Source organism: Burkholderia sp. CCA53 (assembly GCF_001685525.1).
In the GTDB taxonomy this organism is placed as follows: Bacteria; Pseudomonadota; Gammaproteobacteria; order Burkholderiales; family Burkholderiaceae; genus Burkholderia; species Burkholderia multivorans.
On sequence record NZ_BDDJ01000003.1, the window covers coordinates 499,188 to 522,112 of the forward strand.

Genomic DNA, 22,925 nt, shown 5'->3' on the forward strand with positions numbered 1-22,925 from the left:
CGCGGATAAAACGTCGATAACGCATCACGATACGGCTGCCCGGTGCGCACACCAACCAACGATTGCGCATAACCTAATCCGGGCGATGCATAAGCGTGCATGCCGCCGCTGCAGCAGCGGCGACGCTTGCGTCGGCGCACTCAGCTGCCGCCGGCCGTCGCCGGATCGTCGAAGAAATAGTCGCGCCACGACGTCGGCTCGTGGCGAATCGCGCCCGTGCGATACATGAACTGCGCGAGCCGCAGCGTGTTCTGCGGCGCGATCTTGAACTGCACCTGCGGATTGCGCAGGATCTTCAGCAGCAACGCGCGATCGATCTTCGAGCCGTTCGCACGAATGTAGACGTCCGCCGCACGCTCGGGGTCCGCTGCGATCTGCTGCGCGGCATCCGCGAGCGCGGCGACGAACGCGCGGTACGTTTTCGGGTTGTCGCGGCGAAACGCCTCGGTCGCGTACAGCACGGTCGCGGAGCTCGGACCGCCGAGCACGTCGTACGAATTGAGCACGACATGCGCGTTCGGATTGCCGGCCAGTTCCTGCTCCTGAAACGGCGGGTTGCCGAAGTGGCCCGTGATCACGTTGCTGTTCGCGACGATCGCCGCCGTCGCGTCCGGATGCGGAATCGCCTGCGTCAGCGCGTCGAGCCGGTCGAACTGACGGTCGCCCCATTGCTTCGCGGCCGCATACTGCAGCACGCGCGACTGCACCGACACGCCGACGGCCGGCACCGCGATCCGGTCTTTCGCACTCAGGTCCGCGATCGTCCTGACGTTCGGATTGGTGCTGACGAGGTAGTACGGAAAATTGCCGAGCGACGCGACGCCCTTCACGTTCTGCCGGCCGCGCGTGCGGTCCCACACGGTCAGCAGCGGGCCGACGCCCGCGCCGGCGATGTCGACCGCCCCGGACAGCAGCGCATCGTTGACGGCCGCGCCGCCCGACAACCGCACCCAGTCGACCTTGATGTCGAGCCCCGCCTTGCGCCCTTCCTTCTCGATCAGCTGCTGGTCGCGCGCGACGTTCAGCATCAGATAGACGACGCCGAACTGCTCGGCGATGCGAATCCGGCCTTCGGCCTGCGCGGCCTGCGGCGCCGCCATGCCCGCGAATGCGAGTGCGGCGGCGAACGTCGCGGCGAGCGCGCGACGCCGGCGCGATGCAGCGCCGGTCAGCGCGGACAGAAACGAAAACGACATCGGACCTCCGGTCGGAAATGAGTGGCGGAAACGGGTGCGGCGTGCGATCAGAACGGTTCGTCGCCTTCGATCGTCGTGCGGTACAGCTTGCGGCGCAGATGGTCGGGCGTGCCGGCGGCCAGATGCAGCAGCGACCGGTTGTCCCAGAACACGAGGTCGTGGTCGCGCCAGCGATGCCGATACTGATGCTCGGCGCGCACGCTGTGCGCGAACAATTCGTCGAGCAGCGCACGGCTTTCATCGTCGGGCAGCCCGACGATGCGCGTCGTGAAATGCTCGCTGACGAACAGCGCGCGGCGGCCCGTCTCCGGATGCGTGCGCACGACCGGATGCACGACCGGCTCGACCTGCGCGATCTGCTCGGCGGACAGGTTCGGCCGCCACGGGCTGCGTGCCTGCAGCTCCGCATAGCGCGCGAGATAGGTGTGCTCCGCGCGGCGCCCTTCGACGGCGCGCCGCAGCGCCGCCGGCAACGTGTCCCACGCGAGATGCATGTTCGCGAACAACGTATCGCCGCCTTCGGCCGGCAGCTCCTGCGCGTGCAGCAGCGAGCCGAGGCTCGGGCGGCGCTTGTACGACAGGTCGGAATGCCAGAAGTAGCCGGCGTCGCCAAGGCCGATCGGCTTGCCGTTCTCGACGATGTTCGACACGATAAGCACTTCCGGATGGCCGGGCAGCGCGAACTGATGCAGCACGTGGGTCTGCAGCGGGCCGAAACGGCGGCTGAATGCGACGTGTTCGTCCGGCGTGATGCGCTGGTCGCGAAACACGAGCACATGATGGTCGAGATGAGCGCGCCGGATCCGCGCGAACGCGTCGGCGTCGAGCGGCTGCGACAGGTCGATGCCGACGACTTCGGCGCCGAGCGGCGCATCGAACGGCACGATCTCGAACCGCTGCGGCGCGGCCGACGCGTGCGACACGGGCGGTCGCACGGCGGCATCCGGTGCCGCGTCGCGGGTGGCAGTGGTCGTCACGGTGCAGCCCTCCGATTCGGTCAAAAACGCGAATCTACGAGCGCCGCAACACAAGCGTCAACGAAGCGATTTCGATACGTTTATCTGCTTTGACGATAAAGACCGACGCTCGGGCGTCGGCGCGCCATCGCCCGCCGTCAATCTACCGGCGACGGCGACGCCGCCACGCCCGACGCGCGGCATTGCGCGAGCCCGTCATGCAGCGCAGCCGCCGTGCCGGCATCGAGAATGCCGATGAACACCATCGCGCAGCGCCGGTCGGCTTCGGCTTCCGATTCGTGCGGCGTGAGGCGCACGCGCCGTGCCGCGACCTGACATACGCGCAGCGCGACGTCGTCGCCGTCCGCGACGCGCACGACGCCTTTCGCGCGCAGGATCGTGCGCGGCAGCGCCTTCAGCCACGCGCGCAGCCGCGCCTTGTCGAGCACCTGCGGCAGCGCGACCGTCACGCTCGCGAGCGCCGGCATCGCGTCGCTGCCGATCGGCCGGTGCCCGCGTGCGATGCGCAGCGTCGCGCGCCGATCGGGCACCGCGGCATCGAACAGCAGCGCGAGCGGAATCGCGCCGTGCGACGCGGCAACGACGATGTCGGTCGACGCGCGCGCACGCACACGCGCCAGCGCCGCGTCGCGCTGCGGCGGCGCAAGCAGGTCGAGCTTCGTGACGACGAGCGCACTCGCGCCGTCGAGCTGCCGTTGCGCGATCGCGCCGACGTGCGGATCGGCGAGCGTATCGTCGAGCGCCAGCGCGTCGGCGACGACGAGCACCGACGTCAGCCGGAACGCACCGTCGAGCATGCCGATCTGCGCGATCTTCGCGGGATCGGCGACGCCGCTGGCTTCGACGAGCAGCAGTTCGGGACGCACATCGCGCGCCGCGACGCGTGTCAGCGCATCGACGAGCGCGCCGCCGATCGTGCAGCAGATGCAGCCGTTGTCGAGCTCGATCACGTCGTCGCCACGCGCACGCACGAGGCGCGCGTCGATGTTGACGGCACCGAAGTCGTTGACGAGCACCGCGATGCGGCGGCCGTGCCGGGCCTGCAGGATCGCGTTCACGACGGTGGTCTTGCCCGCGCCGAGATAGCCGCCGACGACCGCGAGATCGATCGGCGCGGCGGCCGCGTTCATTGCGGTGCGCGGAACACGCGTCCGCCCAGCACGGTGCCCCACACACGCACGTCCTTGAGCCGCGCCGGCGCAACGCGCGACGGATCGTCGTCGAGCACGGCGAAATCCGCGCATTTGCCGACCTCGATGCTGCCGACGAGATGATCCATCTTCAGCGTATACGCGGCACCGAGCGTGATCGCACGAAGCGCGTCGTCGACCGAGATTCGCTCGTGCTCGCCGAGCACGCGCCCCGACGCGGTCTCGCGCTGCACCGCGCACCAAGCGGTAAACAGCGGATTCAGCGGCGTGATCGGCGCGTCCGAATGCAGCGCGTACGGAATGCCGAGCCGCTGCGCGGAGCCGGCCGCGTCCATCCGGTTCGCACGGTCGGGGCCGATCGTCTGCGCGTAATGCGCGTCGCCCCAGTAGTACAGATGGTTCGCGAAGAAGTTCACGCACATCCCGAGCGCGCGGATGCGCGCGAGCTGCGCGGCGTCCGCCATCTGGCAGTGCTGCAGCGTGTGGCGATGATCGGGGCGCGGATCGCGCGCGAGCAGCGTCGTCATCGCGTCGAGCACAACCTCGGTCGCCTCGTCGCCGTTCGTGTGGATATGCAGCTGCAATCCCGCGCGATGAAACGGCGCGAACACGTCGACGAGCTGCGCGGGCGGAATCAGCCACAGCCCGTTCGGCTGGCCGCCCGCGTAGCCGGGCCAGCGCACGCGCGCCGTGAAGCCCTGGATCGAGCCGTCGACGATGAACTTCACCGCGCCGAAACGCAGCTTGTCGGTATTGCGCGCCACTTCGGCGAGCACGCTGTCGGCCGAGCGCGCGGGGCTGCGCTGCGGCGCGAACGCCGGCACGATGCGCACCGGATAGTCGACGTCGCCCGTCACGTCGCGCAGCGTGCGATTGCCTGCCGGCGAAAGATCGTTCACGAGATCGGTCGCCGTCGTCACGCCCGCGAGCTGCGCGACGCGACCGAAATTGCGGATCGCATGCGGCTGCTCGCCGGCCGAAATCGCGAGCTTGCTGCCGATCGCCCGATAGACCGGAAACATCGCCGCAAACTCCTGCAATTCGCCGGTCGGCCGCCCGTCGGCGTCGCGCGAGATGCCGTCGATGTCGGTGTCTTCGTCGATGCCCGCCTGCGCAAGCATCGCGCCGTTCACGTTCATCAGGTGCACGCTCGCATGCAGGATCGCGATCGGCCGGCGCGCGGACACGCGATCGAGCTCGCGCACCGTCAGCCGCGACGTGCCGAAGAAGATCGGATCGAAGCCCCAGGCGAGCAGCGGCCCGTCGTCGGTCATCGCGCGCTCGGCCTGCGCGAGCCGGTCGAGCACCGCGTCGAGCGAGCGCAGGCCCGGCCATCGCGTGCCGTCCGGCCCGCGGCGATCGTAGTAGCCGACGTACGCCGCATCCCACATTGCGCCTTCCATCAGATGGCAATGCCCTTCGACGAAACCCGGCATCAGCACCTGGTCGCGCAGCGTGTCGTCGGTCGCGCATGCGCCGAAGCGCGTGTGCCACGCGGCCGCGTCGTCGGCGTCGCCGACCGCGAGAATGCGGCCGTCGCGCACCGCGACGTGCGTGGCCGCCGGCTGCGCCGGATTCATCGTCAGGATGCGGCGCGCGGCGAAGATCGTCACGCGCGCGTCGGGGCTCGCGAATGCTTGCATCGATGGTTTTCCTCCATGAGACGCGCGACACGCGCGTCAGGACACCGCATAGTGCTTGACCGGTCGCCCGCGCAGCGTCGCGTGCACGGCCGCGACGACCAGCATGTTGATGACGAGGCACACCAGGCCGAGATTGATGCCGCCGAAATCGACATGCAACAGGTAAAACAGCATCGCGAGCGCCTGCCCGCACAGCATGCCCGATGCCACGGCGACGGGTCGCACGCGACGCTGGGCGAGCAGGATCAGCACGCCGGGCAGAAACTGCGCGATGCCGTAGAACGTCGTGTTGATCAGCGTGAGCATCAGATTCGGCGTCAGCATCGTCGTCGCGATCGACAGCAGCAGATAGCCGACGATCACGTATTTCGCCGCGCGCTTCTGGCGCGTCTCGGGCAGATTCGGCATCAGGTTGCGCGTGACGATCGGCCCGATCGCGAGACAGATGCCGGCCAGCACGAGCAGCCCCGACAACGCGGCACCCGCCGCGACGAGCCCGATCAGCCAGCCCGGCAGCAGATGGACGACGGCCGCGAAGAAGGCATCGTTCGGCGACGCAAGCTTCAGGTTCGCGCTGATCGCGTAATACGACGCGACGACGAGGAACGGATACATCAGCATGTACAGCGGCATCGCGACCTGCGTGCGGCGAATCGTGTTCGGCCCGCGCGCCGTGAAAAAGCCCTGCACCGCGAACGGCATGATGTAGAAGCCGAGCGACTGATAGAGCATCGTGCTCATCGAGAAGCGCAGCTGCGGTGCAGTCATCGTGTTGCTCACGTGCCGGCTCGCGGCTTCGAATACGGGATGCACGCTGCCGACCTTCAATGCGACGGCCGTGCCCGTGACGACGATCGCGACCAGCATCAGGATGTCCTTCAGGATCGCGATATACGCGGACGCGCGCACGCCCGACATCGCGATATACGTGAACGCGAGCGCCGCGCAGACGAGAATCAGATACAGCGGATCGACGTGCCAGCCGAGTCCTTTCAGTGCGGCGGCGAGCCCCGTGAACTGCATCTGCCCCCACGGAATCAGGAACACGATCGATGCGAGCGCAACGATCAGCTCGAGCGCGCGGCTGCCGTAATGGCCTTTGAACAGATCCGCGAGCGTAATCGCATGATGCCGGCGCCCGGCTTCCCAGATCTTCGGGCCGATGAAATAGCCGATCGGATAGGCGAGCAGGATATAGCCGAGAAACCATACGCCGTAGGTCGGCCCTTTCGCGTAGATCCCGCCCGGAAAGCCGACCATCGTGCCGATGCTGTAGATCTCGCCGGCGGTCAGGAAGAACAGCAGCGCCGTGCCGAACTGGCCCGACGCGACGAAGAAGTCATGCACGCTCTGCTTGCCGTGCCCGCGTCGCGAGCGGTAGGCCAGGTAAAGCGACAGCGCGATCAGCGCGGCGAAGACGACCGTGGACATGCGCACCTCGGCGAAAGAACGGGAACGAAGGGTTCGCCGGAAAGCGCAGGCGGCCGGCGGTCCGCGCGAACGAATCGGCTATGCGCCGGGTGCATGGCGGTCGAACAGCATCCAGCACGCGAACAGGCAGCCGGACGTCAGCACGAACCACGCGAAGATCCACATGAACAGAAACGGCACGCCGAACACGTAGCGGTCCTGCGACGCGACCCACGGCAGCACGCCCATCACACCGAGATACGGAATACCGATGCCGATCAGATATCGGAGCATGCGCGCCTCCTCGCTAACGGGTTCGTCGGGAACAGCGATGCGAGCGCGCTGCGGCACGTCGCGCGCAATCGTCGAACCCAGTATTCGAAGCCAAAATGCGCGGCGATAGTGCCAGACGCGGGGAATCGTTTGGGCCAGCGGGCGTGCAGGCCAACGTGAACGCGAGCGCGACGCGCGCCGCACCGCGCCGCACCGCGTCACGCGCGCGGACCGAGGCGTTCGGCGAGAAATCCGATGAACGTACGCAGCGTGACGAAGCCTTCGCGATGCTGGGGAAACACCGCGTTCAGCGTGATTGGCGCCGGCGCGTACGCGTCGAGCACCGGCACGAGCGCGCCGCTGTCGAGCGCCGCGCCGACGATGAAGGACGGCAGCAGCGCGATGCCGAGCCCCGCAATCGCCGCATCGCGCACGACTTCGCCGTTGTTCGCGACGAGCGGCCCCTGCACGTCGAACGTGCGCGGCGCGCCGTCGACGCGGAACTCCCAGCCGACGCGCCGCTCGCGCCCGTACAGCAGGCACGTGTGATTCGCGAGCTCGGCCGGCGTCGCGGGCGCGCCGTGCCGCTTCAGATACGCGGGGCTCGCGCACGCGATCATCTTCCACGCGCCGAGCGCCCGCGCGATCAGCGTCGAATCCTCGAGTGCGCCGATCCGCAGCACGAGATCGAAGCCCTCGCCGATCACGTCGACGCGTCGATCGGTCAGATCGAGATTGAGCCGCACAGCCGGGTGCGCGGACAGGAACTCGGCGATCAGCGGCGAGACGTGCGTGATCCCGAACGACAGCGGCGCGCTGATCTTCAGCGAACCGTGCAGTTCGGTGCTGCGCACCGACATCGCCTGCTCGGCGTCGGCGACTTCCGCGAGGATCCGCTGCGCGCGTGCATAGAACTCCTGGCCCGATTCGGTCACGGCGAGATTGCGCGTGTTCCGGTGCAGCAGGCGCACGCCGAGCGATGCCTCGAGCGCCATCGTGCGCCGGCTGACGAACTGCTTCGACAGCATCAGTTGATCGGCCGCTGCGGTGAAACTGCCCGCATCGACGGTCGCGACGAAGATCCGGAGGTCGTTGAGTTCCATATTGTCCACTTGGGTGCGACAGTGATTATCGCCTCAGCGATTTATTTGTCAAATCGATTGACCTACGATGGATGTCAACACAGCGCGACTGCCCACCTCCGAGGCGACGCGTCACCAAGGACCCATCATGATCGACATCCGTGCAGCAAACCAACGCGGCCGTGCGGAGCACGGCTGGCTCAGCTCCCGCCACACGTTCTCGTTCGCGAACTACTTCGATCCGCAGCAGGTCGGCTTCTCCGATCTGCTGGTGATCAACGACGATCGCGTCGCGCCGGCGCGCGGCTTCGGCACGCACCCGCACCGCGACATGGAAATCCTGTCGTACGTGCTCGAAGGCGCGCTGGAGCACAAGGATTCGATGGGCACCGGCTCGGTGATCGTGCCGGGCGACGTGCAGCTGATGAGCGCCGGCACCGGCGTGCGCCACAGCGAGTTCAACCACTCGCCGGACGCGCCCGTCCACTTCCTGCAGATCTGGGTCGGGCCGGCCGAGAAAGGCGCCGCGCCGCGCTACCAGCAGACGCACGTCGCGGCCGACGACAAGCGCGGCAAGCTCGCGCTCGTCGTGTCGCCGGACGGCACCGCCGGTTCGCTGAAGATCCGCCAGGACACGCGGATCTACGCGGGCCTGTTCGACGGCGACGAACGCGCGACGCTCGAGCTCGCGCCGGATCGCTTCGCGTACGTGCACGTCGCGCGCGGCAGCGTCACGGTCAACGGCGTGACGCTCGGTGAAGGCGACGGCGCACGGATTCGCGGCGAACAGGCGCTGACGTTCGCCGATGGCCACGACGCCGAAGTGCTGGTCTTCGACCTGCGTCCGATCGAAGTGACGGCCGAGTGGGCATGACGCCTGCTCGGGAAACCGGGCCCCGCCGCGTGCGGGGCTTCTTTTAAGCGGAGATTCGCAACATGGCCAAGGTACTCGTTCTTTACTACTCGTCCTACGGACACGTCGAAACGATGGCGCAGCACGTCGCGGAAGGCGCGAAATCGGTGCCCGGCGTCGAGGTCACGCTCAAGCGCGTGCCGGAGACGATTCCCGCCGATCAGGCGAAGGCGATCGGCATCAAGGTCGATCAGGCCGCACCGGTCGCGACCGTGGACGAGCTCGCGAACTACGACGCGATCCTGTTCGGCACGCCGACGCGCTTCGGCAACATGGCCGGCCAGATGCGCACGTTTCTCGACCAGACGGGCGGCTTGTGGATGAAGGGCGCGCTGGTCGGCAAGATCGGCAGCGTGTTCGCGTCGACGGGCACGCAGCACGGCGGCCAGGAAACGACGATCACGTCGTTCCATACGACGCTGCTGCATCACGGGATGGTGATCGTCGGCGTGCCGTATGCGTGCAGCGGGCTTGTCAACATGAACGAGATCACGGGCGGCACGCCGTACGGCGCGACGACGCTAGCGGGCGCGGACGGCAGCCGTCAGCCGAGCGCGAACGAACTCGACATCGCGCGCTATCAGGGCAAGCACGTCGCGGAACTCGCGGTGAAGCTCGCCTCGTAAGCCCGTCGTCAGGTCGCGCGCGTGGGGCGACCATGCGCGTTACGGGCGTGGCGCCGCGACGCCGCGCGCAGGCGGCGGGCGCCGCCGGCGTTACTGCCCGGAAGCCGGCGCGGCCGGCGCCGCGTTGGCCGGCGCCTTCTGCACCGCGTTCTGCGGATAGTTGCTCTGATCGTTGGTCAGCCGATAGCCGCTGCCCGTGCCGATCGCCTTCAGGTCCTTCGCGTGCCGCTCGCGTGCCGCCTTGCGCGCCGCTTTCTTCTTCGCCTTGTCGAGCTGCTTCTGCGTCGGCGCGGATGCCGCCGTCGTGTCCTGCGCCCATGCCGCCGGCGCGGCGGTCAACAGCAGACCGAACGACGCCGTGACTGCCACTGCCACCGAAACCACGCGAGACTGCTTCATGCCGGATCTCCTTGTCGATTGTCGAGGGTGAATCGAGCGGCGCCGGCGCGCTCGCGACGGATGTCGGTTGCGCACGACGGCGCCGATGCAACGTTAGCCGATCGCCGCGGAATTGTCCTTGTGCATTCGTGAATTCCGGCGATAACGGCCCGCATACGTGCCGGCCGCGATCGAAACGCGCAATGCGAGACTGCCGTACGACCGCACCGCGCCGCTCAGAGCCAGCGCGATACGATCGGCAGCAGGATCGGCACGACGAACGCGGTCAGCACGCCATTGAGTCCCATCCCGAGCCCGGCGAACGCACCGGCTTCCTCGCTGACCTGAAACGCGCGCGCGGTGCCGATGCCATGCGAGGCGACGCCGAGCGCGAAGCCGCGCACCGCGGGCTCGTCGATGCGCAGCGCGTTCAGGATGCTGCGCGCGCAGACGGCGCCGAAGATCCCGGTCGAAATGACGAGCACGGCCGTCAGCGACGGAATGCCGCCGATCTCCGCGGCGACCGCCATCGCGATCGGCGTCGTCGCGGACTTCGGCGCAAGCGACGCAATCGTCTGATGAGACGCGCCGAGCAACGCGGCGATGCCGACCGCCGACACGATCGCCGTCAGCGAACCGGCGACGAGGCCGATCAGCAGCGGCAACGCCGCGCGGCGCAGCTTCGCCCATTGGCGATACAGCGGCAGCGCGAGCGCGACGGTCGCGGGGCCGAGCAGGAAGTGGACGAACTGCGCCCCTTCGAAATACGTCGGGTAGGGCGTGCGCGTCAGCGTCAGCAGCGCGACGATCAGCGCGACCGCGATCAGCACCGGGTTCGCGAGCGGATTGAAGCGGGCACGCGCATAGACGGCCTGCGCGACGAGATACGCGATCAACGTGATCGTGAGTCCGAGCAGCGGACTCGCGGCGAGGTAGACCCAGATCGCGCCGAGCTTCGGGAAGGCCGTCATCGCGTGCCCTCCGCGGTGCCGGTCGCGCGTTGCTGGCGCCGCAGCAGCGCGCGCGTGACGAGTGCGGTAACGGCGATCGCGAGCGTCGTGCTGACGACGAGCGCGACGACGACCGCGACCGCATCGCCGCGCACGCGGCCCGCCGACACCATGATCCCGACGCCGGCCGGCACGAACAGCAGCGACAGATGGCGCAGCAGTTCGAGCGCGGTCGGCTCGATCGCGTCGGCGACCTGCGGCCGCAGCATCGCGAAACCGAACAACAGCAGCATGCCGATCACCGGGCCGGGCACCGGCAAACCGAACAGATAGGACACCCCTTCCCCGAGACACTGGAAGGTCAGCAATACCGCGAAAGCCTGCAACATGAAGCGATTCTCCTGACGACGGCGCGCGCCGCGGCGGCCGGCACGCGCCGGCCGCTACCGGCCTTGGCGCGCGGTAAGCGCGATCGTACCAAGTTCGCGAAACCTGCAGCGTCGTTCGGCCGGCGTCAGTTCGAGCTCGCGCGCGAAGCCGTGCAGATGCCGTACCAGTGCGCTCATGATCGTTTTGAGCCGCAGATCGTGCCAGGCATCGAATGTCGCGCGCACCGTGTCGAGGATCGCGCTCGGCGCTTCGTCGGCGCGTGCGCCGGAACTCGGCTCCGTCTCGTCTCTTCGTCGGCGCGACGCGCGCGCCGCAATGGGCTCGCCGGCGTCGCGCCGCTCACGCCGGCCGGCGGCCCGCATAGGCGTCTTCGAGCAGCGCGCGCAGCGATGCGCGCTCGGGCGGGCGCGGGTTCCAGTACGGGTTGCGCAACGCGAGATCGAGCACGCGTTCGATGTCGGCCTCCTCCATGCCGATGTCCTTCAGCGCGACCGGCACGCCGCTGGCACGGGCGAGATCGAAGACGCCGCGTGCCGCGTCGTCGGCGCCCAGTGCGGCAGCGATGCGGCGCATCGCGGCCGGCGCGGCGTCGCGGTTGTAAGCGAGCGCATGCGGCAGCACGATCGTATGCGTTTCCGCGTGCGGCAGGTTCAGCGTGCCGCCGAGCGTATGGCACAGCTTGTGATGCAGCGCCATCCCGACGCTGCCGAGCACGGCACCGCACAGCCAGGCACCGTACAGACAGTCGGCGCGCGCGTCGGCGTCGTGCGCGTCGTGCACGATGCGCGGCAGGCCGCCGGCCAACGCACGTATGCCTTCCTCCGCCATCAGGCTCGCGACCGGGTTCGCGTCGGGCGCGTACAGCCCTTCGGCCGCGTGCGCGATCGCGTTGATCCCGCTCGTCACCGAGAGCGCCACCGGCAGCGACAGCGTCAGGTCCGGATCGTAGATCACCGCCTTCGGCAGCACGCGCAGGTCGCGGCCCGTCTTCTTCACCCCGCCTTCGGTGAGCCCGTAGATCGGCGTCATTTCGGAGCCGGCATAGGTCGTCGGCACCGCGACGATCGGCAGCCCCGAATCGAGCGCGATCGCCTTGCCGAGGCCCGTCGTCGAGCCGCCGCCGATCGCGATCGCGCAGTCCGCATCGACCTGCGCGGCAAATGCGCGGGCCGCGCGCGCCGTCTCGATCGGCACGTGCATGACCGCTTCGGCAAACACGCCGGCGGCGCGCGCGCCGAGCCGATGCGCGAGCGCTTCGGCCTGCGCGCGCTGCGGCGGCGTCGAGAGCACGATCGCGCGCGTCGCGCCAAGGCGCTCGATTTCCTGCAGCAACTGCGCGAGACTGCCCGCGCCGAATACGACGCGCGACGGCAGGCCGTTGTAGACGAACGAATGCATCGCGATGCGCTCCGTGTAAAGGTTCAACGCGGATAGTACGGCGGAATCTGCGCATCGACGTCGAACCACACCGATTTCGCATGGATGTACTCGTGCATCGCGTCGAAGCTCTTTGCGCGCCCGTCGTCGCTCGCGCAGACGCTGCCGAGCGGCGAGCCGGGGCTCACGCGCTTGTAGCGATCCGCATCGCCTCTCGGATCCGCGTGCGAAGCCGTGCGCACGCTGTCGGTCGCGCGTCCAGAGGCCGGCGCCGAGCCCGCACGCGACGCGGGCCGCGATCGCGAGCGCCTCGTCGCCGGTGCGAAACGTCGTGACCGTCACGAACGGGCCGAACCCTGCGTGCTGCGCGACGCGGTCGCCCGGCTTCGCATGCACGCAAAAGCGGCGGGCGTAGGCCCGCCGCGTCGATCTCCGCGCGCACCTCGCGGCGCGCGCATGCGCGGTTACTTCAGACGCGTCGCGATTTCGTTCGCCATCGCCTTCAGCGCGGCCTGCGTCGGCGCATCGGCGGCCAATGCGTTGAGCAGCCCGAAATCGTGGATCGTGCCGTCGTAACGCGTCGTCGTCGCTTCGACGCCGGCCGCGTCGAGCTTGCGGCCGTATGCTTCGCCTTCGTCGCGCAGCACGTCGAACTGCGCGACCTGGATCAGCGCGGGCGGCAGCCCCTTCAGTTGCGCGACGCTCGCGCGCAGCGGCGACGCATAGATCTCGTTGCGCTGCGCTTCGTTCTTCGTGTACGCGTCCCAGAACCACTTCATCATCGGGCGCGTCAGGAAGTGGCCCTGCTGATACGCGCGATACGAACCCGTGTCGAAGTCGTGATCGGTGACGGGCCACAGCAAACCCTGGAAGCGAATCGCCGGCCCGCCCTTGTCCTTCGCCATCAGCGCGACGACCGCCGCCATGTTGCCGCCGACGCTATTGCCGACCACCGCGAGACGGCTGCCGTCGACGCCGATTTCGGCACCGTGTGCGGCGACCCACTTCGTCGCGGCATAGGCCTGATTGATCGCGACCGGATAACGCGCTTCCGGCGACGGCGTGTAGTTGACGAACACGGCCACCGCACCCGATTGCACGACGAGATCGCGCACGAGCCGCTCGTGCGTCGGGAAATCGCCGAGCACCCAGCCGCCGCCGTGGAAGAACATGAACACGGGCGGCGTGCCCGTCGCGTGTTGCGGACGCACGATCGTGATCGGCACGGACAGCCCGTCCTGCTCGATCGTGCGGTTCGACACGTCGATCCCCGACAGGTCGACCTTCACGCCGTTCTGTGCGTCGACGAGCACCTGCCGCGCCTTCGCGGGGCTCAGCGTTTCGAGGCCCGGGCCCTTCTGCGCGTTCAACGCGGCGAGAAACGCGCTCGTGGTCGCGTCGGGGCGCACGGTGTCGGCGCCTGCCGCGAACGCGGCCGGAACGGCGGAAGACAATGCCGCGACGGCGGCGACGATCAGCAGCGGCTTGACGATCTTCATGATGAGACTCCTGAATCGGGTAATGGATGGGCGATGAACGGGTCGGTTGCCATGTACGGTCAGACGAGCGTCAGCGTGACGTCGATGTTGCCGCGCGTCGCGTTCGAGTACGGGCAGACGACATGCGCGCGCTCGATCAGCGTCTGCGCGACCTCGCGCTCGAGGCCCGGCAGCGAGATCTTCAGTTCGACTTCGATGCCGAAGCCGTTCGGGATCGCGCCGATGCCGACGCTGCCTTCGATCGACGCGTCGGCGGGCATCGCGATCTTGGCGCGCGCCGCGACGAACTTCATCGCGCCGATGAAGCACGCGCTGTAGCCGGCCGCGAACAGCTGCTCGGGATTCGCGCCTGCACCGCCCGCGCCGCCGAGTTCGCGCGGCGTCGTGAGCTTCAGGTCCAGATTGCTTTCGGGCACCGTCGCACGGCCGTCGCGGCCGCCGGTGGCTTTTGCGTGAGCGCGGTACAGCACTTTTTCGATCGACATGACAGGCTCCTTTTCAACGAGTGAGTGGAACAACCTTCCAACCGGGGTCGCTCGCAGGCGGCATCGTCGTCGCCGGCTTCGCGCTTGTTTATCTACTCATAGATAGATAAACATCCCCAAAAAATGCAGATGCCCAGGCATCTGCGCAACTTAGTCTATCTACCAAAAGATAGACAACCAAACCCGACAAAAGGGCGGCGAACCGCCCTCCTTCTTGCTCACGCGCCCCGTCGTCAGGCCCGCGTCTTCCAGACCGCCTCGACGTCCTCGAGGCGCGCCCGCGTATGAAACAGCCGGCTCGCGAGCACGCTGCCCTGAAACGCCGCGTACAGCGCGCGCGCCGCCGCGTCGGGCTTGCCGCTGAAGCTGAGCGTGCCTTCCTTCGCGCCTTGCGCGAGCAGCTCCGCGAGCCAGCGCTCGTTCGCCTGGAAGAACGCCTGCACCGCCTGCCGCACGTTGTCGGGCAGCGACTCGATATCGGCCGCAAGCATGCCGCACAGACAGATCCGGTCGCCGTCGCCGAGCGTGCGCCCGAACAGCTTCGTGTACAGACTCAGCTTCACGTCGGCCGGCAACGACGGATCGATCGCGCGCATCGCGGCCAGCACTTCGTCGCTGTATGCCGCTACCGCTTCCAGCACGAGATCGTCCTTCGACGGGAAGTAGTAATGGATGCTCGACGTCTTCACGCCCACCAGATCGGACAGGTCGCGATAGCTGAAGCCGTTGTAGCCGCGCAGCATCATCAGCGTGATCGCGTGATCGAGAATCTGTTCGCGGACGGTCGGTTTCGTTTCCATGGATCGAACTTTATCTACTCATAGATAGACAGTCAAGGACTTTTTTGCGACTCGATAAAAAAGATGGCGCGCCGCCGAGCGGCCGCCGTGCCGGCATGGTTTACAACCGCCCTGCAACGCAGGCGAAACGATGCGACACTCGCAGCCGGGCGTCGCGGCCGCGACGCAATCCGCGCTGTAACGGCCGTGAGCCGGCGCGGGCACATGCGGCCGCACACCCACCGCTATTAGCATGACCGATCGGGCCCCGTCGCCTGATCGCATCAGGAGAATGATCGATGTATTCGTGGTTTGAACGACGGCTGCCGACCTTCCCGCTCGAAGAGCCCGCGACGCCGCCGAACGGCTTCTTCTCGTTCGTCTGGGCCTGCACGCAGGGCGCGCGCGGCTGGATCCTGCTGATCGCGCTGACCTCGGCGGCGCTCGCCGCCTACGAAGCCGCGCTGTTTGCGATGATGGGCCGCGTGGTCGACTGGCTGTCGTCGGCCACGCCGGCGACGTTCGGCGAGCTTCACTTCGGCACGTTGGCCGGCTTCGCGGCGATCCTCGCAGGCAGCGTCGTGCTGATCGCGCTGCACACGATGGTCAAGCATCAGGTGCTCGCGATCAATTTCCCGATGCGGCTGCGCTGGCTGTTTCATCGACTGATGCTCGAACAGAGCCTGTCGTTCTATGCGAACGAATTCGCGGGCCGCGTGACGACGAAGATCATGCAGACTGCGCTCGCCGTGCGCGACGCGCTGTTCATGTCGGTCGACGTCGTGATCGGCGTGGCTGCGTACCTGCTCGGCATCCTCGCGCTTGCCGCGAGCTTCGACTGGCGACTGATGATTCCGCTCGCGCTGTGGGCGCTCGGCTACGGCGCCGCGTGCGCGTATTTCGTGCCGCGTCTCGGCCGCGTCGGCAGCGAGCAGGCCGATGCGCGCGCGCTGATGACGGGCCGCATTACCGACGCGTATTCGAACATCACGACCGTCAAGCTGTTCTCGCATACGCGCCGCGAGGCGGATCACGCGCGGCGCGCGATCGAAGCGTTCAAGGTCACCGGCGATGCGCAGATGCGGCTCGTCAGTGCGTTCGAGATCGTCAATCATCTGCTGTCGACGGCGCTGCTGGTCGGCTCGACGGGCCTCGCGGTCGCGCTGTGGATGCACGGCGAAGCGAGCGCAGGCGTCGTCGCCGCCGTGATTGCGATGGCGCTGCGGCTGTCGAGCTACTCGCACTGGATCATGTGGGAGATGACCGAGCTGTTCGAGAACGTCGGCACGATCCAGGACGGCATCACGACGCTCACGCGCGTGCGCAGCGTCGTCGACGCGCGCGATGCGCGGCCGCTCGTCGTGTCGCGCGGCGAGATCGTGTTCGACAACGTACGGTTCGCGCATGACGACAACGAGAAGCCGGTGTTCGACGGGCTGAACCTCACGATTCGTCCGGGCGAGCGGATAGGCCTGATCGGCCGCTCGGGCGCCGGCAAGTCGACGCTCGTGAACCTGCTGCTGCGCTTCTACGACGTGGACGGCGGCGCGATCCGGATCGACGGGCAGGACATCGCGCACGTCACGCAGGACAGCCTGCGCGCGGCCATCGGCATGGTCACGCAGGATACGTCGCTGCTGCATCGGACGATGCGCGAGAACATCCTGTACGGCCGCCCGGATGCGACCGAACGGGAGATGCGCGCCGCCGCCGAGCGTGCGGAAGCGTCGGAATTCATCGAGCGGCTGCGCGACCGGCATGGGCGCTCGGGCTATGACGTCGAGGTCGGCGAGCGCGGCGTGAAGCTGTCGGGCGGCCAGCGGCAGCGCGTCGCGATCGCGCGCGTGATGCTCAAGGACGCGCCGATTCTCGTGCTCGACGAAGCGACGAGCGCGCTCGACTCCGAGGTCGAAGTCGCGATCCAGCGCAGCCTCGACAGTCTGATGACGGGCAAGACGGTGATCGCGATCGCGCATCGGCTCTCGACGATCGCGGCGATGGACCGGCTGATCGTGCTCGACGAAGGACGAATCGTCGAGGAAGGCACGCATCAGCAATTGCTGCAGGCAGGCGGGATTTACGCGGCGCTGTGGGCCCATCAGAGCGGCGGGTTTCTCGGCGAGACGGCGGACGAGGCGGCACCCGCGCAGTGAGCGTCGCGGTGAAGCCGGCCGCCGGCATCGGTGCACGCCAGGCCGGCGAACGGCTTCGCGAGTGCATCCCCGTCCCGTCGCAACCGGCCGGACCGGCGCTCAGGCGCGGGCTGCGGGCGTCCCCGCGTTGAACGTCGCCCAGCACGGTGACGAGAACGAGTGCGGCAATCAGCCCGAGATGTTCGAAGAAGCCGCATGCCAAGTTCGCCCGCCACCGCCTTAGAACATCGTATGCACCCCGATGCGTGCAACGGCCTGGCTCGCCGAGCTGGAGGCCCCGTTCGGATCGAGCACGCCGTTGATCTGCGCATTCGCGCCGCTATTCGCGCGTTGATAGTCGGCGGACACATACACCATCGTGCGCTTCGACAACAGGTATTGCAGCGCGACGCTGAGCTGATGCGCATGGTTGTCGTTCACGGCTTCGTTGCCCTTCATGTACATGTATTTCGCGCCGAGAAAGACGTCCGGCCGGATCCGCCAGACCGTGCCGGCTTCGGCCATCCACACGCCGGCTTCGTTGAATGAATTGCGCACGGTGGTCAGCAAGGCCTTGGCGGTGACCGCGCCGAAGTCGTAGTGCATGCCGACGCCCCAGTTGCGCACGCTGGTCGACGGTGTCCCCGGCGTCGAGCCGTACTTCTCGTTCGTATAGGCCGCGCCGATACCCAATGCACCGGCCTCGTAGTTCAATCCGACGCTGACGGTATTGTTCGCGCCGACGGAACCGGCCACACCGCCGAACGCATACATCACGCCGCCGGAAAACCCGCCAATCGTCGGTGAACTGTATTTGACGGAATTCGCAACGGGCTTGCTGCCCGCCGTGCGGTCCCAATCGAACGCCCCGGTCGGATTGTTCGGCAGCGCAAGCCGCTGAAACGGCCCGTTCCTGAAGCCGTACAGCCCCGTGATGTCCATCGAAATCGCGTTGCCCTTCGCGAACAGCGAATCGACCATGAAGTCGTACTGGTTACCGAGCCGGACGCTGCCGAACCGGTCGCTCTCGATGCCGACGTAAGCGTTACGGGCAAAGAGGCCCGTGCCGACGATGCTGCCGTTCGCCATCGAGAACTGGTTCACGAGCGCGAACGTCGCGTGATAGCCGCCGCCGAGATCTTCCGTGCCGCGAAGGCCGAACAGGTTCGGCGTGAAGATGCCGTCGTCGAACTTGACGTTCTTCCCGCCGCCCTCGTTACCCACATACGAAATGCCGCTGTCGATCAGCCCGAACAGCGTCACGCTGCTTTGCGCATACGCGCCCGGCGCGATGGCGAGCATCGCGACTACACCAAACCCGAGTTTCATCGTGTCTCCGTCTTTTTTGGAAATTCGCGAGCGGGCGTCCGCTACGTCACCGGCGCTCGCCCGATGCTTTTTTTGAAACAACACCTTCCCTGCCCCGGATCGACGACGATTCAGGGCGGCACATCCGACGTTGCTTAGTGATACTGATTCAACAGAACGAACGAAATATCACGCGCGCGTCGCTGGCTTCATCGCGTCGACGCGATTACGCGAACCCTCGATTCAAGCGTCTCGGCAAATCACCCACGCCGCCGGATCGACTTCAACCGGCACGGCTTCCAGCCCCGCACCGGCGCACGGCCCGTCGATACACATCCCGTCGTCGAACCGGAACAGCGCGCTGTGATGCGCACACATCAGCACCTGCGACCGATAGCACGAAACGTTGCCCGGTACGAAGTCGAGCGGAACCGAGAAATGCGGGCAGCGGTTCACGTACGCCCACACCTGCGCCCCGCGCCGCACGACGATCACCGACCGGCCGATGCACGCTTCATCGACGACCCGCGCCCCGCCGTCGGGCACGTCGGAGACGCGGCAGAGTTGCGTCGCGTTCATGCTCAGACTCTCCGCTCCGGGTTGCCGAGGCTCCAGTCCCACGGCCGCACCTCCACCCGCGAAAACAGCCCTTCCTTCACATAGGGATCGTTGCCGACGAACCGCATCACCGCATCGATATCATCGGCTTCGATCACAAGCAGCGTGCCGTTCATCGCATCGCCCTGCGGATCGAGCGTCGGGCCGCCGAGCCGCACGTACACGCCATGCTGAGCCGCCGAGCGCAGATAGCTGCGATGCGTGGACCGCACGCGATCGCGCACGTCGCGCATCCCCGGCTGGTCCGTCGCGAACACCGCAAAGAATCGAGCCATATCGGTCAGCTCCGGTCGAGCACGAAGTCGTACGTCGCTTCGCGGTACGCACCGTTGATGCCGAACCGGCGCGCCAGCTCATCGCCCGCTTCGCGCCGGCGATAGGCGACCATCAGCGACGGCTTCACGCCAAACACGGCATCCGACTGCAGGTACGCGTCTTCCTCGTCGAACAGATGCGTGACGAGCCTGCGATAGCCGGGCGCATCGATCATGAAGTGCAGGTGTGCGGGGCGCCACGGATGCCGCCCGGTCGCGTCGAGCATCTTGCCGACCGGGCCGTCGGTCGGAATCGGATAGCTGACCGGCAGAATCGTCGTGATCGCGTAACGCCCCTGCGCGTCGGTCCGGTAGCGGCCTCGCAAGTTGCCGTGCGGCTGCGCCGGGTCCTGTCCGGAATACATGCCGTTGTCGGCGGTCTGCCAGACGTCGAGCACGGCATCCGGCACCGGCGCACCGTCGGTGGTCAGCACACGGCCATGCACGAGCGCCGGCGTGCCGGGCGTGAGCGCCATGTTCTCGCCATACGCGCGATCGGGCATCCCTTCGATGTAGAACGGTCCAAACACCGTCGTTTCCGTCGCACCGGTCGCCAAGCGATGGTTGATCGCGTCGACCAGCATCGACACACCGAGCGTGTCGGACAGCAGGATGAACTCCTGCCGCACGACGTCGTCGCACATCTGCCCGGTTTCGGTCAGGAAGCGAATCGCGGCCATCCACTCGGCTTCGGTCAGCTCGGTTTCGCGGACGAACGCATGCAGGTGCCGCACGAGGCTCTGCACCAGCATGCGCAAGCGCGGGTTCGGCGCGCCGTCGAAGCTGGCGACGACCTGCTCGGTCAACCGCGTATCGCCGTCGTCATGATCATTCGTCACGTTCGTCTCCTTTGACGCGGACCGCCGCTCACCGCGGCGCGCGCCCTTCCCATGCATGCTGAAGCAACGCGCGGATCGGCGCACGTTCGATCGGCCGCGGGTTCGCATACGGATTCCGGCAGGCGAGGTCGGCGGCTTCGTCGAGGCCCGCCTCCGGCATCCCGAGGTCGCCAAGCGCCGCCTGCAGCCCGAGCTGCCGGTTCAGTTCGAACAACAGCGGCCCGGCGTCGGCGGCGTCGCTGCCGCCCAGCGCCCGCGCGACACGTCGCAGCGCGTCGGGCGCCGCCGCATGGTTGTAGTGCGCGGTATGCGGCAACATCGCGGCATGCGTCTGCGCGTGCGGCAGGTTGAAGGTGCCGCCGAGCGTATGACAGAGCTTGTGATGCAACGCCATGCCGACCGCGCCCAGGCACGTGCCGGCAAGCCAGGCGCCATACAGTGCGCGGCTGCGCATCTCGCGATCGTCGGGCGCGCGAACGATCGCCGGCAATGATTCGCCGAGCGCACGTATCGATTCCTCCGCCATCAGACTGATGACCGGGTTCGCATCGTCGGCATAGAGCGCCTCGACCGCGTGCGCCATCGCGTTGACGCCGGACGCCGCCGAGATCCCCGGCGGCAACGACAGCGTCAGCGACGGGTCGTAAAGCACCGTGCGCGGCAGCACGCGCGGGTCGCGCCCGGTGCGCTTGAGGCGGCCTTCCGTCAGCCCGAAGATCGGCGTCATCTCCGAGCCCGCGTAGGTCGTCGGCACGGCGAGGATCGGCAGCGACGATTCGAGTGCGATCGCCTTGCCGAGCCCGATGGTCGAACCGCCGCCGATCGCGACGCAGCAGTCCGCGCCGAGTTCGACGGCCATCTCGCATGCCGCGCGTGCCACTTCGACCGGCACGTGCATCACGGCCTGCGCGCACACGCCGGCCGCGCGCTCGCCCAGTACGCGGCTCACGCGCTCCGCGAGCGGCTGCTGCTCGGGCGTCGACAGGATCAGCGCCCGCTGCACGCCGAATGCATTCAGCTCGTCCGGCAGCCGTTCGAGCGCGCCCCATTCGAAGACGACGCGCGAAGGCGTTCCCTGGTAGACGAAGCGCTCCATCGCGACCTCAACGCTTGAAGTGCGGCGGCACGTTGCCGTCGACGTTGACCCACACCGAGCGCGCTTCCGTGTAGTCGTGCATCGCCTCGAAGCCCATCTCGCGGCCGTAGCCCGACTTGCCGATGCCGCCGAACGGGCTGCCCGGGTTGACGCGCTTGTAGCAGTTGATCCAGCACATCCCGGCGTCGATCTTCGATGCCATCCGGTGCGCGCGGGACAGATCGTTGGTCCACAAACCGCTGCCGAGCCCGTATTCGGTCGCGTTCGCAATCGACAGCGCTTCCTCGTCGCTGCCGAAGCGCAGCACCGTGACGAACGGACCGAACACTTCCTCCTGCGCGATGCGATCGGCTGCGCTCTTCGCTTCGATGACGGTCGGACGCACGTAATAACCGTCGGCGAGTGCGGCATCCTGCGGCGCGCTGCCGCCGGCGAGCACGCGGCCGCCCTGCTCGCGCGCGACGTCGACGAACGACAGCACGCGATCGAGATGCTGCTTCGACGTCAGCGGACCCATCTCGGTGTCCGGGTCCAGCGGATTGCCGATGCGGATCGACGAAGCCAGCGACACGAAGCGCTCGAGGAACGCGTCTGCGATACGCTCGTGCAGGATCAGACGCGAACCTGCGATGCAAGCCTGCCCCTGGTTGTGGAAGATCGCCCACGCGGCGCCGTTGATCGCGGCGTCGAGGTTCGCATCGTCGAATACGATGTTCGCGCCCTTGCCGCCCAGCTCCAGCTGCAAGCGCTTCAGGTTGCCCTGCGATGCGTCGACGATCCGGCGGCCCGTCGCGGTCGAACCGGTGAACGCGATCTTGCCGACCCCGGGGTGTTCGGCGAGCCGCTGGCCGGCGGTGTGTCCATAGCCGGGCACGATATTGACGACGCCGGCCGGAAATCCGACCTCGGCCATCAGCTCGACGATCCGCAGCGTCGACAGCGGCGTGATCTCCGACGGTTTCAGCACGACCGTGTTGCCGGCGGCCAGCGCCGGGCCCATCTTCCAGCTCGTGAACATCAGCGGGAAATTCCACGGCACGATCTGCCCGACTACGCCGATCGGCGCGCGCTGCACATAGTTGAGGAAGCCCGGTTCGACCGGAATCACCGAGCCTTGCAGCTTGTCGGCCATCCCGCCGAAGTAGCGAAAGCACGCTGCCGTGCGCGGCACGTCGAGCGCCCGGGAATCGCGGATCGGGTGTCCGGTATCCAGCGATTCGAGCTGGGCGAGTTCCTCGGCATTCGCCTCGATCGCATCCGCCAGACGCAGCAGCAGCCGGCCGCGCTCGGCCGCCGCCAACGCCGACCATTTCGGAAACGCGCGCGTCGCGGCTTCGACCGCCGCGTCCACGTCCGCGGCGGTGGCGGCGGCGATTTTCGCGATCAACGAGCCGTCGTGCGGATTGAGCACGTCGATCGTGCCGCGGTCGACGGCGTCGACGAAGCGCCCGTCGATGAAGAGTTGGGTTTGCATGAATCGTCCTCGATT

25 protein-coding genes and 1 pseudogene are annotated in these 22,925 nt (G+C 67.6%); 3 read left to right on the forward strand and 23 right to left on the reverse strand.

What is annotated here, in order from left to right; genetic code table 11:
- Positions 1 to 140: 140 nt before the first annotated feature.
- The 7 genes from BCR55_RS28880 to BCR55_RS28910 form a co-directional block, all read right to left on the reverse strand.
- Positions 141 to 1,196: an ABC transporter substrate-binding protein gene (locus BCR55_RS28880; protein WP_065497151.1), complete on the reverse strand. Its 1,056-nt coding sequence runs from the start codon at positions 1,194 to 1,196 to the stop codon at positions 141 to 143.
- Positions 1,197 to 1,243: 47 nt separating this feature from the next.
- Complete coding sequence (locus tag BCR55_RS28885; RefSeq protein ID WP_065497230.1) at positions 1,244 to 2,173, reverse strand: TauD/TfdA family dioxygenase; 930 nt, start codon at positions 2,171 to 2,173, stop codon at positions 1,244 to 1,246.
- A gap of 137 nt (positions 2,174 to 2,310) precedes the next feature.
- Positions 2,311 to 3,303 carry a GTP-binding protein gene (locus BCR55_RS28890; protein WP_065497153.1) on the reverse strand — a complete coding sequence of 331 codons (993 nt, stop codon included), beginning with the start codon at positions 3,301 to 3,303 and terminating at the stop codon, positions 2,311 to 2,313.
- Positions 3,300 to 4,967: an amidohydrolase gene (locus BCR55_RS28895; protein ID WP_065497157.1), complete on the reverse strand. Its 1,668-nt coding sequence runs from the start codon at positions 4,965 to 4,967 to the stop codon at positions 3,300 to 3,302. Before BCR55_RS28895 ends, BCR55_RS28890 begins: the two co-directional genes overlap by 4 nt.
- A gap of 36 nt (positions 4,968 to 5,003) precedes the next feature.
- Positions 5,004 to 6,398: a sodium:solute symporter gene (locus BCR55_RS28900; RefSeq protein ID WP_006405398.1), complete on the reverse strand. Its 1,395-nt coding sequence runs from the start codon at positions 6,396 to 6,398 to the stop codon at positions 5,004 to 5,006.
- Positions 6,399 to 6,476: 78 nt separating this feature from the next.
- Positions 6,477 to 6,671: a DUF3311 domain-containing protein gene (locus tag BCR55_RS28905; protein ID WP_006405399.1), complete on the reverse strand. Its 195-nt coding sequence runs from the start codon at positions 6,669 to 6,671 to the stop codon at positions 6,477 to 6,479.
- A 197-nt stretch (positions 6,672 to 6,868) separates the two neighbouring features.
- Complete coding sequence (locus BCR55_RS28910; RefSeq protein WP_065497158.1) at positions 6,869 to 7,753, reverse strand: LysR family transcriptional regulator; 885 nt, start codon at positions 7,751 to 7,753, stop codon at positions 6,869 to 6,871.
- A 127-nt stretch (positions 7,754 to 7,880) separates the two neighbouring features.
- Between BCR55_RS28910 and BCR55_RS28915 the strand changes: the two genes are divergently transcribed.
- A complete protein-coding gene (locus BCR55_RS28915) occupies positions 7,881 to 8,606 on the forward strand; it encodes a pirin family protein (protein ID WP_006410166.1) in 726 nt (241 codons plus the stop codon).
- A gap of 62 nt (positions 8,607 to 8,668) precedes the next feature.
- Complete coding sequence (gene wrbA, locus BCR55_RS28920; RefSeq protein ID WP_006405402.1) at positions 8,669 to 9,271, forward strand: NAD(P)H:quinone oxidoreductase; 603 nt, start codon at positions 8,669 to 8,671, stop codon at positions 9,269 to 9,271.
- Positions 9,272 to 9,361: 90 nt separating this feature from the next.
- On the opposite strand, the gene BCR55_RS28925 is transcribed toward wrbA, so the two are convergent.
- From BCR55_RS28925 to BCR55_RS28965, 10 genes and pseudogenes are all read right to left on the reverse strand, one after another.
- A complete protein-coding gene (locus tag BCR55_RS28925) occupies positions 9,362 to 9,670 on the reverse strand; it encodes a hypothetical protein (protein ID WP_006399218.1) in 309 nt (102 codons plus the stop codon).
- 215 nt (positions 9,671 to 9,885) lie between these two features.
- Positions 9,886 to 10,620, reverse strand: coding sequence for an LrgB family protein (locus BCR55_RS28930; protein ID WP_006405403.1), 735 nt, complete (start codon positions 10,618 to 10,620; stop codon positions 9,886 to 9,888).
- Complete coding sequence (locus BCR55_RS28935) at positions 10,617 to 10,988, reverse strand: CidA/LrgA family protein (protein ID WP_006411108.1); 372 nt, start codon at positions 10,986 to 10,988, stop codon at positions 10,617 to 10,619. The genes BCR55_RS28930 and BCR55_RS28935 overlap by 4 nt, the downstream gene beginning before the upstream one ends.
- A 54-nt stretch (positions 10,989 to 11,042) precedes the next feature.
- Positions 11,043 to 11,165: a dioxygenase gene (locus tag BCR55_RS33645; protein ID WP_230847226.1), complete on the reverse strand. Its 123-nt coding sequence runs from the start codon at positions 11,163 to 11,165 to the stop codon at positions 11,043 to 11,045.
- A gap of 163 nt (positions 11,166 to 11,328) precedes the next feature.
- On the reverse strand, positions 11,329 to 12,387 hold the full coding sequence (locus BCR55_RS28945; protein ID WP_065497231.1) for a maleylacetate reductase: 1,059 nt from the start codon (positions 12,385 to 12,387) through the stop codon (positions 11,329 to 11,331).
- 23 nt (positions 12,388 to 12,410) lie between these two features.
- The gene (locus tag BCR55_RS33650) at positions 12,411 to 12,608 is read right to left on the reverse strand and encodes a hypothetical protein (RefSeq protein ID WP_244104639.1); all 198 of its coding nucleotides are present in this window, start codon (positions 12,606 to 12,608) and stop codon (positions 12,411 to 12,413) included.
- 34 nt (positions 12,609 to 12,642) lie between these two features.
- Positions 12,643 to 12,762: pseudogene (locus BCR55_RS33980) on the reverse strand (acetaldehyde dehydrogenase); the annotation flags it as partial.
- 68 nt (positions 12,763 to 12,830) lie between these two features.
- A complete protein-coding gene (locus BCR55_RS28955; RefSeq protein ID WP_006405408.1) occupies positions 12,831 to 13,865 on the reverse strand; it encodes an alpha/beta hydrolase in 1,035 nt (344 codons plus the stop codon).
- A 59-nt stretch (positions 13,866 to 13,924) separates the two neighbouring features.
- Entirely contained in the window at positions 13,925 to 14,350 is a 426-nt protein-coding gene (locus tag BCR55_RS28960; protein ID WP_065497159.1) for an organic hydroperoxide resistance protein, read from the reverse strand.
- Positions 14,351 to 14,583: 233 nt separating this feature from the next.
- Entirely contained in the window at positions 14,584 to 15,150 is a 567-nt protein-coding gene (locus BCR55_RS28965) for a TetR/AcrR family transcriptional regulator (protein ID WP_006399226.1), read from the reverse strand.
- A gap of 278 nt (positions 15,151 to 15,428) precedes the next feature.
- Between BCR55_RS28965 and BCR55_RS28970 the strand changes: the two genes are divergently transcribed.
- Positions 15,429 to 17,282, forward strand: a complete 1,854-nt coding sequence (locus BCR55_RS28970) for an ABC transporter ATP-binding protein (protein WP_065497160.1) — start codon at positions 15,429 to 15,431, stop codon at positions 17,280 to 17,282.
- Positions 17,283 to 17,501: 219 nt separating this feature from the next.
- Here the strand turns inward: BCR55_RS28970 and BCR55_RS28975 are convergent, their stop codons facing one another.
- The 6 genes from BCR55_RS28975 to BCR55_RS29000 all read right to left on the reverse strand — a co-directional run bounded on the left by BCR55_RS28975 (position 17,502) and on the right by BCR55_RS29000 (position 22,910).
- Positions 17,502 to 18,590, reverse strand: a complete 1,089-nt coding sequence (locus BCR55_RS28975; protein ID WP_006405412.1) for a porin — start codon at positions 18,588 to 18,590, stop codon at positions 17,502 to 17,504.
- Between the two features lie 222 nt (positions 18,591 to 18,812).
- Positions 18,813 to 19,148: a Rieske 2Fe-2S domain-containing protein gene (locus BCR55_RS28980; RefSeq protein ID WP_006405413.1), complete on the reverse strand. Its 336-nt coding sequence runs from the start codon at positions 19,146 to 19,148 to the stop codon at positions 18,813 to 18,815.
- 2 nt (positions 19,149 to 19,150) lie between these two features.
- Complete coding sequence (locus tag BCR55_RS28985) at positions 19,151 to 19,462, reverse strand: YciI family protein (protein WP_006405414.1); 312 nt, start codon at positions 19,460 to 19,462, stop codon at positions 19,151 to 19,153.
- A gap of 5 nt (positions 19,463 to 19,467) precedes the next feature.
- Positions 19,468 to 20,340 (reverse strand): intradiol ring-cleavage dioxygenase, encoded by an 873-nt coding sequence (locus tag BCR55_RS28990; RefSeq protein WP_065497233.1) that lies wholly within the window; start codon positions 20,338 to 20,340, stop codon positions 19,468 to 19,470.
- Positions 20,341 to 20,368: 28 nt separating this feature from the next.
- A complete protein-coding gene (locus BCR55_RS28995; RefSeq protein WP_065497162.1) occupies positions 20,369 to 21,436 on the reverse strand; it encodes a maleylacetate reductase in 1,068 nt (355 codons plus the stop codon).
- A gap of 7 nt (positions 21,437 to 21,443) precedes the next feature.
- Complete coding sequence (locus tag BCR55_RS29000) at positions 21,444 to 22,910, reverse strand: aldehyde dehydrogenase family protein (RefSeq protein ID WP_006408964.1); 1,467 nt, start codon at positions 22,908 to 22,910, stop codon at positions 21,444 to 21,446.
- Between the last annotated feature and the right edge of the window lie 15 nt (positions 22,911 to 22,925).